This is a genomic window from Oleiphilus sp. HI0043 (assembly GCF_001634935.1).
Map to the genome: position 1 here is coordinate 1 of NZ_LWEY01000945.1, position 480 is coordinate 480.

Sequence of the window (480 nt, forward strand, 5' to 3'; positions counted from 1 at the left end):
CGTAAAACGACATCCATTAAGTCAGCATCAAGACTTCGCTTACCATTTCGCAGAATATCGAACACGTTTTCTGCAATATGACAACACTTGACCAGTGCATCCAACTGTAAAAAGCCTGCTCCACCCTTTACAGTGTGAAACCCTCTAAAAATTGCGTTTAGCAAATCTTTATCGTCTGGATTTTGCTCTAGATCAACCAGTTGCTCTGAAAGAAGCTCGAGTATCTCTCCAGACTCTACAAGAAAGTCCTGAAGTATCTCATCATCCGCTTCAAACCCCATCTTCTACGCCCCTTTAAAATCCTAGACTGGACAGCAAATCATCCACATCATCCTGGCCAGAAACAACGTCTTCGCGTTGCTCTGCATGGAGTTGTGGACCTTCACCCTCAATGCCTGTTTCTTGTTTTTCTACTTCGTGGACTGTTCCTGTAATCTGGTCAACCTTACCGGCCATTCTGACCAAATTAACAAGATTCTC

2 protein-coding genes are annotated in these 480 nt (G+C 43.8%); both read right to left on the minus strand.

Features of this window, described 5'->3' with window-relative positions; genetic code table 11:
• Positions 1–281 (minus strand): Hpt domain-containing protein (locus tag A3729_RS10400; RefSeq protein ID WP_197475771.1); only part of this gene is annotated, 281 nt, incomplete at its 3' end.
• A gap of 13 nt (positions 282–294) precedes the next feature.
• Positions 295–480 (minus strand): protein phosphatase CheZ (locus A3729_RS30775; protein ID WP_197475772.1); only part of this gene is annotated, 186 nt, incomplete at its 5' end.